Below are 13,070 nucleotides of genomic sequence, written 5' to 3'. Positions count from 1 at the left end.
AGAGCGGGCGGGCCGGTTTCCAGTGCACAGAGGGGGCATGGGCCGTGCTTCTTATACGCTCCAGGCTCAATGAACCCTGAATTTTTTGCAACGGGGCTCTTCCGGGCGAACGTTGCGCTTCATTCATTGTTCATTAGGCAGTGTCCATTAATTTTCCTGCAAGTTACGATAATCTACGGATGTCTGAGACCCAGCCCTCGATTCTGATTGCCGACGAAATGCACCCGTCGCTGTTCCCGATGCTCACCGAAGCCGGTTTCCGATTTGATTACCAACCCACCATCAGCCGCGCCCAACTGCTCGACCAACTGGCCCCCTTCGATGGGCTCATTATCCGCAGTAAAACCACTGTCGATGAGGCAATGCTTCAACAAGCCCCTAACCTACGGTTTATTGGCCGCGCCGGGGCTGGCCTCGACCTGCTCGATCTGGATGCCGTAGCACAACGGGGCATTGCTGTGTTTCATGCCGGAACCGGCAACCGCGACGCCGTAGGCGAACAGGCTGTAGGCATGTTACTGGCCTTGGTGACCAACCTGGTACGGGCCGATGCGGAGGTCCGGCAGGGAGTCTGGGACCGCGAAGGAAACCGGGGTTACGAACTGGGCTCGCTGACAGTGGGGCTGATTGGCTATGGCAACAACGGACAGGCCACTGCCCGCCGACTGAGTGGTTTCGGGTGCCGGGTGCTGTGTTACGATAAGTACCGCACCGATTATTCCGACGCCTACGCCACCGAAGCGTCAGTCGAAACAATAGTGGCTCAGGCCGATGTACTGAGCCTGCATATTCCGCTCACGGGCGAAACCCGAATGCTGATTAACGACGACTGGATTGAGCGAATGGCCAAACCATTTTATTTAATGAACGTAGCCCGGGGCGAAATTGTCGAGCTGGCGGCCGTGGTACGGGGGTTGGAGTCGGGTAAGGTGCGCGGAGCCGCCCTCGACGTGCTTGAAAACGAGAAGTTAGGTAAACTCACCCCCGATCAGCAGACAACATTCGATTACCTGCGCGGGTCGGACCGGGTGATTCTGACCCCGCACATAGCGGGCTGGACACACGAAAGCTACGTGCGTATCAACCGCGTACTGGTCGATCAGTTTGTGCAGGCGGGGATTAATACGCCATTGTCTCGGGCATGACCAACTGACGGTCGAGGCCCTGTTCGCGCCGGGGTTGCAAGCCGAGGAGCATACCCGCCAGATGTTCAGAAATTTGAAAGTTCTGTAAGCAATCGAGCCACATAAACTCCCCCGCCGAATTGATTTCAATAAAATAATGGTCGCCCTGGGGCGTCACAATCATGTCGATAGCGCCATAGTTGAGGCCGTAGAGGTCCATGAATGTGTGTAGGCTTTGCGCTACGCTCTGAGGTAGGTCGTAGGGTTTCCAGTCACTCACGGTCGCAACTCCATTCTTGCGCCAGTCGTTTTGGGAGATTTCCGAAGCCTGCGAATTAATCGAAAACGCCCAGATCCGGTGCCCGGCAACGGTAATGCGCAGTTCGATTTCTTTTTCAATAGCCTGCTGAAACATCAGAGGGGTAGCCTGTAGGTCGTCGAGCGCGTCCATGTCGTCGGTTGTCAGACGGTTGGTAAACATTACCATCGTTTGCCCGTCGTCCTGAATCGCGTAACTCGCCTGCGACTTCACAATCACATCGGCTGGCTGTTGCGCCTGCACAAACCGCCGAGCCTCGGCTGGCGAATTGGTCACGCAGGTGTTTGGAACGAGCAAACCAGCCCGGCGAGCCACCCGCATTTGTTCTTCGCGGCTTGCCAGTCGGCGGTGTACGCTCGGGCGGCCGAGTACAAACCCGTCGAAACCTTCGATTAACCCCTTGAGCGTTGCCTCCACCTGAGCCTCAAACGCAGGCAGAAGTTTGGCACCGTACTGCTCAACAAACGCTTTTTTATTCAGCTCGAACCGCCGGAACCAGAGCGAATCGCAGGTATGGATAGCCTCTCGTCCACCGGGCGTGTCGAGCCAGATTTCAATACCCGCATCGGTGTCGAGGTAGGTCAGCTGATACTCGAACGGATACCGGTCGACGGGAAATACGATAGCCCGCCCACCGAAGTCTTCAATAGCTTTTACAACCATAGGTGTAGTAGCTTGCAGATCGAACGAACGGGTAATGATAAGTACGGTTTTCATGTATTATTGGTAAGATAGTCGGTGGGCAATCGCCTGCGCAATCGGAAGGTGGAGATCGCGCTGTAGCATGCCCCACTCGCCTTGTGGGTTCACTTCCAGAAAAACAGGTGTACCGTCGGGTTGCACCATCAGGTCGATAGCCCCAAACAGTAACCCCAACCGACGCATGAGGGCTGTCAGCTGCGCCCGAACGGTATCGGGCAAGGTGTAGGATTTCCAACCTGTTGACACATCTGCGGCATAGCGCCAGTCGGTTGGGCTGCTGAGCGAGCCACGGGTGTCGATGCTTCCGGTAAAGCATTGCCCATCGACATACGCCACCCGGAGTTCGGTTTGAGCCTGAACTCGTTCCTGAAAAATCATAGGGCAAGCCATCAGGGCTGTATCGTCGGTAAGGTCGTTCGCTGAGAGAGGGGTAGTTGGAAACACTGGCCCGCTACCAGACATGCCATAGGTCAGGGTATCGTACAATTTGGCCACTACCTCGCCCCGGCATCGCTCAAAAAAAGCCCGAATCTGGGTCGGATCGTTACTAAAAAGGGTTTTAGGGATCGCCAGACCCGCTTCCTGAGCCGCTTCCAGCTGGCCCATCTTGTTGTTTTGCACGGTAGTGTCGGCCGTAAAGTCATTCATCCATAACCGCCCCGGCAAACACCCAAACAGTGCCATCTGCACCCGGCTAAACGCCTGCAGGGTAGCTCGCCGATAGGCCTCGGGCAAGTCGGTCGGGGGCGTGATGGCCCAGAGTTTCCGGTACCAAACGGCCGTTATGTCGCGGGTGTCGAAGGCTAAACCCGGTCCTTCGCACCGGGCTGATCGGGTTGTCAGATCGACGCTTATCTGACTGTGTGCTATCTGGTCGGTATTCAATCTGACCGACTGGAAGCCCCGTACCCTGAGCGTTTGTTGAACCAGATCGATAGTGTACTCGTCGCGGCTATGGGTTAGGCAAAGAATCATGGAAAACAGCATGAACTGGGTATGCTCGTGCGAGCACACCCAGTCACCCAACTACTTGTAAATGTCATCTATCTCAGGGTAGGTCACCTCGTCAAGATCCGATGGATACTTCATCGTCGGGTAAGGAAGTGGAGCGGGTTTGCCAGGGCCGCGGTCGGCACCAACAGATTGCTCACCCGAAATGTCCTGCCCTTCGAGGAAGCGGGCGAAAAAGGGTTTTTTTGTGGTTTGTTCCATGGTAATCAGAAATTTGATTGGTTGCATGTATCCCGGCCGTTTACTCCGCCGAGCAAGGGCAAACATAGGAGACCGGGCAGGGGTTTGAGTAGGGCATTTTACCAAAGACGGGTTTGGTTTTGTGAACGCCCCGGTTCATATCGAACGGAACGCCGAACTTGCAGCCGTAAAAATCAACTCCCCTGAGAACCATGCGTTTTATGGTTACCCGCCAGTACGACGCGGCCGACTGCGGCCCTACCTGCCTGTGGATGGTGGCCCGCCATTACGGGCAAACGCTGCCACGCCCGTGGCTTCGACAACTGGCTGGTCAGTACCGGGGAGGAGCTTCATTACGAAGCCTGACCGTTGCCGCTCAGAAACTGGGGTTCGAAACCCGTACCATGCAACTACGGTGGTCGGTTTTCCGGGAAGCCCCGTTGCCTGCTATTGTCCATTTGCCGCAGCGGCAACATTTTGTGGTTGTGTACGCCCTCACGCTCAACCACGTACACGTAGCCGATCCCGCCCTGGGGCGGGTACGGGTTTCAACGGCCGACTTCTGTGCGCAATGGGCTACCGACGAACAACCAGACCCCACCGGCACCGCCCTGTTTCTGTCGCCAACGCACACATTTCATACCCTCAGTCCACCTCAGCCCGCCCGCCCGCTCAACCAGCTTTGGCAAGCCCGCCGGTATTTGCTACAACACCCCAGACTACTCCTATCGTTATTGGCAGTACTGGGTGTATTGGCGGCTATTCAGGCGGTGTTACCGGGCCTCTCGCAGCGTATTGTCGACGAAGCCGTGCAACCTCGCCGGGCCGATGTGCTGCACTGGTTTTTAGTTAGTCAACTGGGGCTGACAGCTGGTCTTTTGGTGGGTAGCTGGACGCAAAGCTGGCTCCTAACCCAGCTCAGCAACCGACTGAGCTTTGCTATACTGGACGAGTTCCTGCGCAAGCTACTCCGATTGCCACTGGCCTTTTTCGACCAGAAACGCTTCGGCGACATTGCACAGCGCATTGCCGACCACGAGCGCATCGACCAGTTTTTGAGTCAGTTTAGCGTACAGCTTATCACACTCGCGGTGGCGGTGCTGATTAACGGGGGGTTGCTTCTGCACTACAGCCCGGCGGCTTTCGGGTTGTTTGTGTGCGGTACAGCCCTGCACCTTATCTGGACATTCGGGTTTATGCGCCACCGGGCCGCGCTCGATCAGGAGCTGTTTGGCACAGCAGCCCAGAGCCAGTCGCGCACGCTCGAACTGATTGAAGGCATCCCCGACGTGAAGCTGGCCCATGCCGAAGAACAAGTCCGTACGGCCTGGCTCAGTGTGCAACAGCAACGCTACCACCTCCGGTTACAGGCCCAGAAACTCGCCATTGGGCAGTCAGGCGGGGCTAGTGTTCTGTTTATGCTCACGAACCTGTTTATTAGTTACGTTGTAGCCAGCAGCGTTATTGCGGGCAACACCTCGCTCGGTGTACTGCTGGCGGTGCAGGTGGTGGTGGGGCAGTTAGCTACTCCGCTGAGTCAGGCTGTTTTTCTGGTCCAACAAGCCCAGGATACCCAGCTCGCACTCGCCCGCATCGGCGAACTTCACGATGAACCCGACGAGCGGGTAGGTCACCAAATAACCTTCCCTAGCTCACCCACAGCCCTGCGGCTGGAGCGCGTATGGTTTGCGTATCCAGGCACCGAAGAGGCCGTCTTGCGAAATCTCTCCCTCACCATTCCAGTTGGTAAAACCACAGCGATTGTAGGAGCCAGCGGCAGCGGCAAAACGACCCTGCTGCAACTACTATTGGGCACGCACGACCCGACCCACGGCCGAATCTGGCTTGGAGAAAATCACTTGCTAGCCGATGCCAACCCGACCGTTTGGCGTCAGCGTTGCGGAGTAGTTTGGCAAACCGGCTATATTTTCTCCGATACCATAGCTGCCAATGTGGCTCTGGGCAACTCGGCCCCCGACCCCGCGCGGGTGTGGCAGGCACTGCAAACAGCCGCATTGGATTCGTTTGTGGCTGAGCTTCCCCTCGGTATTCATACCCGAGTTGGTAAGGATGGGCTGGGTCTGAGTCAGGGACAGCGGCAACGGCTTCTTATTGCCCGGGCCGTTTACAAAAATCCCGATTACCTGTTTTTTGATGAAGCCACCAACGCACTCGACACCGCCACCGAGCGGCAGATCATCGAAAACCTGAGTCAGTTTGGGCAGGGCCGCACGGTAGTGGTGGTAGCCCACCGACTTAGCACAGTTCGGCAGGCCCATCAGATTGTGGTGCTTCAGGCAGGGCAGATTGCCGAACAGGGTACCCACGAGCGTCTTCTGGCCGAACGGAAGCTGTACTGGCAGCTCGTGCACAATCAGTTGGAGTTGAACACGCCGGTTCCTAATCTTGTAGTTTAATCCATTCGGTCTTCATGCGCGCGCTGCTTATTCTCCTGCTTTTGTGGTGTAGTCACCGGCTGGCGGCTCAGCAGGTCAGTTACCAGCGGCTCGACAAGGCGAGTGGCCTACCCTCCAACACAATCTATGATCTCATACAGGATCAGCAGGGGTTTATCTGGCTGGCGACCGATAAAGGCTTGTACCGGTACGACGGGGTGCTGTATCAGCCCTACCGCAACCACAGCCAGAACGACAAGGGGTTGAGTAATCTCATGCTCGACGGAGCCGGGCGGATTTGGTGTCAGAACTTTTCGGGCCAGTTTTTTTACGTCGAAGCCGATAGCCTCCGGTACTGCGCCGTTGTAGAACCTCTGGGCTCGTATTACCCGGCCGTTATGCTCAACCGCTTTTCGCTCGTCAACTTCGGCCCTCACTCGTTACGGGTGCTGGACACCCGCACGCTGCGCCTGACCAACTCTCTACCGCTGAGCTACGTGCATTATTCGCCCTACGCGTTTTCCGACGGACAGGCTATTTACCTCTTTGCCGGTGGTCAGCAGCGGGCGGTGCGCGTGCCCATGCAGGGGCCACCTACCTACATCCCTAATGAACCCGGCCTGGCTACATTTTATGTGGTGAAGGTACGAAAACACACCTTTCTGATTCCGAAGGCCGATGCGTCGCGGCTGGTGGTACAACGCCCCGACGGCGGGCGACAGGTGATTGAACTGGGGCATACAGGGCTCATCCAGAACGTTCGGGTCATCAACGACCGGTACCTCGGCTTGTTCTGTTCGGCGGGTTTTTACCTGCTCGACATGAACAATCCCCTACCCCAAAGGCTATCCGTTCAGTTGCCCGATAAAAACTGTACGGGCCTGATGCTGGATAACGAAGGCAATTTCTGGCTCGCCACCATCAACAGCGGCCTGTTGCTCATTCCATCCATGCAGGTCAACGTTATTGCACCGGGGCGACCGTTTACGCGGTTGCAGGCACTCCCCCAAAAACGTCAGATGTATTTGGGTACCGCCACCGGCGAGTTGGCCCGGCTCGACCTCCAGGCGTCGGCTATTACTCCGCTTTACGAAGGCACCAGCAACACCGAGGTTATCTCACTTCATTACGACACCACCGCCCGACAGCTATTTTTCAGCTCAGACCTGTTTCGCCGGTGGAACAATGGCCAGACCGATTTTGCGCAAATGCTCTCAGTAAAAGACATTGCCCCGTTCGACCAGAACCGGCTGGCCATTGCCGCTACGGGATTTCTGGGTGTGGTGTCGCGTCATAAACCCGAAGCCACGTACGAAATTAATTTAAGTACCGCCCGCAACCGTGCCGTGGTGGTTCACCCAATAACCCGAACCCTGTATGCCGCCACCTCACAAGGTTTCTGGCAATACCCGAGCGGTAGTCCAGGGTCTGAAATCAAGGCCGACAACAAATCATTGTCACTCTCCGACCTGACTCTGACCGATGGGCCGGCTCCGCTCGTGTTTGCCGCCAGCACTAACGATGGTATCTACGCCTTCGATGGCCCCCGGCAAACGCTCCACCTTACCGAAAAAGACGGTTTGGCCGACAATGCCGTGTACCGCATTCAAGCGTATAAAAACCAGATATGGTGGCTCACAGAAAAAGCGGTGCAGAGCTTCGACCTGCGTACACGCACCATCCGCACATACGACCGCACCGACGGCCTACCCGATACCGACCTGAAAGACCTGGCTTTTGTGGACCACATGGTGTACGTAGCCACGCTATCGGGTCTGGTGCGTTTTCCGCGAAACCTACCTGCCACCAACACCCACCGTCCCCGGCTAGTTGTGACGGGCCTTTTGTGCAACAAGCAAGCCTTTTCACTCGATAAGAAACCCCGCTTTGCCTACGACCAAAACAACGTTGAGATTCATTTCTCGGTGCTGTCGTTTCGGAGTCAGGGCGATGTGCGGGTCAACTACCGCATCAACGGGCAGGCCTGGGTTACCCTCGATCCCGGCGTGCGGATGCTCAGCCTGCCCTCCCTCGCCCCCGATGACTACGTGGTCGAGATTCGGGTGGAAAATGAAGATGGAATCAGCAGCCCGCAGACCCTGACGGTTAAGTTTTTGGTACAGAGCCCGTTCTGGCTCAGTTACCCCTTTCTGGGCGCTCTTATGCTGGCCATTGCGGGGCTGGTGTACGGCAGTAATCAGCGACGCCTGTCGCGGCAAAAACGCGAGTCGGCTTTGCAGGCCGAAAAAGCGGCTCTGCAACAGGAATTGCAGAAATCCCGACTGACGGCTATCAAGTCGCAAATGAATCCACACTTTATTTTCAATGCCCTGAATACTATTCAGTTGTACATATACCTCAACGAGAAGCAGCAGGCATCCAGTTACCTGGTCAAGTTCAGCGAACTAACGCGCATGATTCTGGATATGAGCAACGACGAAACCGTGGCGCTGGCTCACGAGCTGAAGGCGATTCGGCTGTACCTGGAACTGGAACAAATGCGGTTTGAAGACTCGCTGCATTGCCAGCTGGTGGTGGCCAATGAGCTGGACACTGACCATATCCGTATTCCATCGATGCTGATTCAGCCCTACATCGAAAACGCCATTAAGCACGGACTGATGCACAAGAAGCACGACCGTAACCTGCTGGTCGATTTCCGGCAAACAGGCCCCTGGCTGGAAGTGACCATTGATGACGACGGGGTGGGCCGCCAGAAATCGTCGGAAATAAACCAGCAACGCGCCCGCCGACACGAATCCTTTGCCACTCAGGCCAACCAAAAACGGCTGGAATTGCTCAACGATGGCGACCATTCGCACATTGGTATCCGAATCATCGACAAATACGACATTTTCCATAAACCAGCCGGAACAACCGTTATTCTGCATATTCCGGTGTTAACGTAACCACCTGCGTGAATGGACAATGAATGAGGTATAATGAACAATTCCCCCATTGATTATCAGCCTCTTCACCATTCATTTTACCCTATACAGTATACATTTGATTTTGACTCAGTTATGCCAACCGCCCTCATTATCGACGATGAACAGAAAGCTCGCCAATTGCTAAAAGCAATGCTCGCCGACTGCGCCCCCGGCCTGACCGTTCTGGCCGATTGCGACGACCTTCCCAGTGGGGTGAAAGCCATCAAGAAACTCAAACCGGACCTGGTGTTCCTCGACATTGAGATGCCGCACTACAGCGGCCTGGAGCTGATGGACTTTTTCAACGAAGACGAAATTGACTTTTATGTCATTTTCACCACGGCCTACAGTCAGTACGCTATTCAGGCATTTCGGTTTTCGGCCATCGATTATCTGCTCAAACCACTCAACATCGACCTGCTGCGGGAGGCTATCGAGCGGTTTCGGCTCAAAAAAGTGCGGGAAGCGCAAAATCTGTTTACTCTTAAACACAACCTGAGTCCACATACCTCCAAACGAATTGCCCTGCCCCAAACAAGCGGGTTTCGGTTTGTCGACAGCGCCGAGATTCTGTACGCCAAGGGCGATGGAGCCTACACGGACATTTTTCTGCGTTCGGGCGACAAACTGCTCATCAGCCGGAGCCTAAAATACCTCGAGACCTTACTCGAAGGCCTCGACGGGTTTGTCCGTTGTCACAAATCGTATGTGGTCAATACGCAGTACGTAGCGTCGTACAGCCGTCAGGACGGCGGCTATATCACCCTGCATAACCAGACCCAGATCAGCGTTTCGCCCGACAAAGTGGGGGCGGTGCTAAAAGCCTGCTGTTAACTATGAAAACCATTCGACTGATTCTGGCGGGGGGCTTACTGTTTTGGCTGGGTTACCGGTTTGTTCGTATTCAGTTGGCCACACCCCGCCCGGTGCCTGTTGTACAAACAAAAACCCCCTGAACGGGTTTATACGTTGTTAACGCTAACAACTCAACGACCATGAAAAAGATAATGATGACGCTCGCCCTGGCTGCGATGACCCTTACGTTTGCCTCCGCTCAGGAAGTAAAGCAGGAAGCCAAAGAAACCGCCAATCAGGCTGGTGAAACCGCCAAAGCTGCCGGCCGTAAGGTAAACCGCGAAACCCGTCAGGCAAGCCGCGAACTAAAGCGCGAAGCCCGCAAAACCGGCGACGCCATCGACCGGGCCGCTACCAACACCAAGCAAGACGTAAAACGGGGCACCAACAAGGCGCTGAACAAGACGGAGCGGGGTCTGAAAAAGGCGGAACGCAAGCTGGACGACTCGAAATAACAACATCACGTATACCGTAAGCCGTTGGGGGTTTGCCAAACACGCGTTTGTGTTTGGCAAACCCCCAACGGCTTATTTTTGGTTACTTCGACCGGATGGCAATTACCGGATCGAGCCGGGCGGCTGAGATAGCCGGTAAAATTCCCGCCAGTACCCCAATCAGGCTCGACGTACCCAGACCAAGGGCAATGTTACCCGCCGTGAGCACCACATCGAGATTACCCAACGGTATAAACGAGAGCAGATATACCAGAAACACCCCGACTAGCCCCCCCACCAGCGAGAGCATAACCGACTCGAACAGAAACTGGAACAGGATAAAGTAATTCTTAGCACCCAGCGATTTCTGAATACCGATAATGTTGATCCGCTCTTTGACCGACACAAACATGATGTTGGCAATACCAAACCCGCCTACCAGAATGGAGAAGCTACCGATTACCCAACCCGCAATGGTGAGTACGGCAAACACTCCGCCAATAGCTTTGGCAATGGCTTCGGGCCGGTTAATGGCAAAATTGTCGTCCTGTGTGGGTTTGAGGCTTCGGCGGGCCCGCATGAGCCCCCGAATTTCGCCTTCCAGATTTTGTAACCCTTCGTCTTCTGGATAGCCTTTCACGGCAATGGTCACGCTGGGCCGAATCGACTGGAATAGCTTGGCGAAGGTACCGTACGGAATCAGACACCGCCGGTCGGGGTTGCCCCCAATTTCGAGTACGCCGGAGCCTTTCTTTTCCTGAACGGCAATGACCTGAAAGTTCAGCCCGTTGATCTTCATAATCTTACCCACGGCGTACTGATTCGGGAAGAGGGTCTCGGCCACTTCGGAGCCGATAATGACTACGTTGCGCGCCGACTCCTGCTCCTGCGGGGCAAAATAGCGGCCCTCGCCAATGGGTACCTCCGAAATCTGGTTGTAGTCCATCGTGACACCCGAGATCCGAACGGGCAGACTGTTGTTCCCGTTTTTCACGATCACATTACCCCGCCCCCCCATGGCGCAGATAGCCTCGGCATTCTCCAGCCGTTCGGCCAGAGCCCGGTAATCGTTGTAGGTCGGTTCTGGCCACTGAAAATACTTCCACCAGCGGTACTCTGACCCAAACTCAAACGGCCACTTCTGTACGTACACCACGCGGTCGCCCAGAAAGTTCAGACTCTCCTTCACGTTACGTTCGAGCGAGTCGACCATCGTAAATACCGCAATGATGGCGAAGATACCGATGGTTACGCCCAGCAACGAGAGCGTGGTACGCAGCAGGTTAGACCGCAGCGCCTGCCAGGCAAAGCGAAAGCTTTCGAGTATTTGTCGGATAAATTTCAATTGAGTGATTGAGTGATTGAGTGATTGAGTGATTGAGTGATTGAGTGACAAGCCAGCCCGAATGCTTTCTAATCACAGAACTACCTGCTCACACACTTAGTCCACGAGTAAAGTTAATCGCTCAATCGCTCAATCGCTCAATGACTCAATGGTCTTTTACACCAACGCCCGCTGTGGCGGATAATCGGTTGCTATTCGATGATCACGGCCGTGCCATTGGCGCTTACCATGAGCATGGAACCGTTGCCCCCGATGGTCTGGTAATCCAGATCAACGCCCACAATGGCGTTGGCACCCAGCCGATGGGCCTGATCCATCATGTCTTTGATCGCGATACTCTTGGCCTCACGGAGCCCCTGCTCGTAGGCTCCCGAGCGCCCGCCTACGATATCGCTGATGTTGGCAAAAAAGTCTTTAACCAGATTGGCCCCGATAATGGCCTCACCGTTGACCAGCCCAATGTACCGGGTAATCCGTTTACCTTCGAGGGTTGGGGTAGTTGTGATAATCATATAGTGTATACTGGAGTCGATGGCCCGGTTAAGAAACGGCGCAAAGAACGGACCCGTTGCGCGTTTTGCAAAAAAACCGCCTGTGTGGTTGTATGAGCGGTTTACAGACTGGCTGTAAGGGTCGAAAACGAGGTTCAACGCCGACCCTAAAACGCAATACTTAGCGTACGAGTAAACTTTTAGGCCGTTTGTTTGTCAAAGGATAAACGTAAACCACGCAGTAGGTTGCGTTTTTGTCCTAACAACGTGAGTTATGAAAAACAAAGCCTATATCTTGTTGGGATGGCTATTAGTAGCTACACCCATGGCCACCTACGCTCAGAGCGTGGGGCAGGCCGTTATGGAAGGTTTAGCCTCCATAACCCTCTCTGATCAGCAGGTAGCCCAGCTCTCGCGGCAGGCTGTTCAACAAATGGATACCCAGAATCCGGTGGCGGGTCCCAGCGACCCCTACACGCAGCGTCTGAACCGGATTGTCCGTCGGCACCGCACCGTGAGCGGTATCCCGATCAACTATAAAGTGTACAAGGTAAAAGACGTGAACGCCTTTGCTACGGCCGATGGTAGCGTGCGGGTATTTCAGGGCCTCATGGATATCATGTCCGACAGCGAGCTGCTGGCCATTATGGGCCACGAAATTGGCCACGTAGTGAACAAAGACACCCGCGACGCCATGAAGAGCGCCCTGCGCCGGTCGGCGTTTATCAATCTGGGCGCTTCGCAGGGCGGGGCCATCGGGGCACTGTCGCGGTCGCAGGCCACGGCGTTGGCCAATGGCCTTTACAGTGCATCGTTTAGCCGTCGGCAGGAAACCGAAGCCGACGATTATAGCTACACGTTTCTGCGCAAGAACGGCTACAACGTACTGGCGTTGGCCTCTTCGTTCGAGAAACTGGCCAAGCTAAGCGGAGGCAGTGGGGGCGGCCGCGTCGCCGAGATCGTATCGAGCCACCCCGATAGTCAGAAGCGAGCCCAACGGATTCGGGACCGGGCGCGCCGTGACGGTGTAAGACGATAACGCACCGAACTATAAAACCGGAGCTGCCGACCATTGGGTTTGCGGCTCCGGTTTTTATCTGTCTAAGGCCCACTACCTAACAAATTTTAAGCCCTATGACGCGGGCAGGGTCAATCTTAGAGTGTGTGGACAATCAGAGCAACAAAATCATACTTGAAGCCAGATGAACCATCGCCAAGAAGCTGCTGGCTGTTTTTTCGTAGCGAGTTGCTACCCGGCGATACTGTTTCAAGCGGTTAAAATA

General features: G+C 55.2%; 11 protein-coding genes and 1 pseudogene. 6 read left to right on the top strand and 6 right to left on the bottom strand.

Translation table 11 applies throughout. The features are described 5' to 3' along the window. Positions 1 to 179 precede the first annotated feature (179 nt). Positions 180 to 1,145, top strand: a complete 966-nt coding sequence (locus tag F5984_RS22545) for a 2-hydroxyacid dehydrogenase (RefSeq protein ID WP_152126485.1) — start codon at positions 180 to 182, stop codon at positions 1,143 to 1,145. Here the strand turns inward: F5984_RS22545 and F5984_RS22540 are convergent. The 3 genes from F5984_RS22540 to F5984_RS22530 are packed head-to-tail and all read right to left on the bottom strand — an operon-like array spanning position 1,120 to position 3,384. Then, complete coding sequence (locus tag F5984_RS22540; RefSeq protein WP_152126484.1) at positions 1,120 to 2,160, bottom strand: ATP-grasp domain-containing protein; 1,041 nt, start codon at positions 2,158 to 2,160, stop codon at positions 1,120 to 1,122. The genes F5984_RS22545 and F5984_RS22540 overlap by 26 nt on opposite strands. 3 nt (positions 2,161 to 2,163) lie before the next feature. After that, on the bottom strand, positions 2,164 to 3,120 hold the full coding sequence (locus tag F5984_RS22535) for an MvdC/MvdD family ATP grasp protein (protein WP_152126483.1): 957 nt from the start codon (positions 3,118 to 3,120) through the stop codon (positions 2,164 to 2,166). Positions 3,121 to 3,171: 51 nt separating this feature from the next. Next, entirely contained in the window at positions 3,172 to 3,384 is a 213-nt protein-coding gene (locus tag F5984_RS22530; protein WP_185155621.1) for a microviridin/marinostatin family tricyclic proteinase inhibitor, read from the bottom strand. 164 nt (positions 3,385 to 3,548) lie between these two features. Here F5984_RS22530 and F5984_RS22525 point away from each other — a divergent pair, with 164 nt between their 5' ends. The 4 genes from F5984_RS22525 to F5984_RS22510 all read left to right on the top strand — a co-directional run bounded on the left by F5984_RS22525 (position 3,549) and on the right by F5984_RS22510 (position 9,972). Beyond that, positions 3,549 to 5,753: a peptidase domain-containing ABC transporter gene (locus tag F5984_RS22525; protein ID WP_152126481.1), complete on the top strand. Its 2,205-nt coding sequence runs from the start codon at positions 3,549 to 3,551 to the stop codon at positions 5,751 to 5,753. 14 nt (positions 5,754 to 5,767) lie between these two features. Beyond that, positions 5,768 to 8,641: a sensor histidine kinase gene (locus tag F5984_RS22520; RefSeq protein WP_152126480.1), complete on the top strand. Its 2,874-nt coding sequence runs from the start codon at positions 5,768 to 5,770 to the stop codon at positions 8,639 to 8,641. Positions 8,642 to 8,755: 114 nt separating this feature from the next. Next, positions 8,756 to 9,496, top strand: coding sequence for a LytR/AlgR family response regulator transcription factor (locus tag F5984_RS22515; protein ID WP_185155620.1), 741 nt, complete (start codon positions 8,756 to 8,758; stop codon positions 9,494 to 9,496). Between the two features lie 161 nt (positions 9,497 to 9,657). Further along, the gene (locus F5984_RS22510; RefSeq protein ID WP_152126478.1) at positions 9,658 to 9,972 is read left to right on the top strand and encodes a hypothetical protein; all 315 of its coding nucleotides are present in this window, start codon (positions 9,658 to 9,660) and stop codon (positions 9,970 to 9,972) included. Between the two features lie 82 nt (positions 9,973 to 10,054). Here F5984_RS22510 and F5984_RS22505 read toward each other — a convergent pair whose 3' ends face one another. Further along, a complete protein-coding gene (locus F5984_RS22505; RefSeq protein ID WP_152126477.1) occupies positions 10,055 to 11,296 on the bottom strand; it encodes an ABC transporter permease in 1,242 nt (413 codons plus the stop codon). A gap of 191 nt (positions 11,297 to 11,487) precedes the next feature. Further along, positions 11,488 to 11,808, bottom strand: a complete 321-nt coding sequence (locus F5984_RS22500; protein ID WP_152126476.1) for a heavy metal-binding domain-containing protein — start codon at positions 11,806 to 11,808, stop codon at positions 11,488 to 11,490. Positions 11,809 to 12,061: 253 nt separating this feature from the next. Between F5984_RS22500 and F5984_RS22495 the strand changes: the two genes are divergently transcribed. Continuing rightward, on the top strand, positions 12,062 to 12,826 hold the full coding sequence (locus tag F5984_RS22495; RefSeq protein WP_152126475.1) for a M48 family metallopeptidase: 765 nt from the start codon (positions 12,062 to 12,064) through the stop codon (positions 12,824 to 12,826). A 133-nt stretch (positions 12,827 to 12,959) separates the two neighbouring features. On the opposite strand, the pseudogene F5984_RS26805 reads toward F5984_RS22495, so the two are convergent. Then, positions 12,960 to 13,070, bottom strand: a pseudogene (locus F5984_RS26805) (IS5-like element ISMra2 family transposase); the annotation flags it as partial.

Source organism: Rudanella paleaurantiibacter, from assembly GCF_009184635.1.
Lineage (GTDB): Bacteria > Bacteroidota > Bacteroidia > Cytophagales > Spirosomataceae > Rudanella > Rudanella paleaurantiibacter.
Note: the sequence above shows the minus strand (reverse complement) of the source record. Positions and strands in the feature narration are given on the sequence as shown.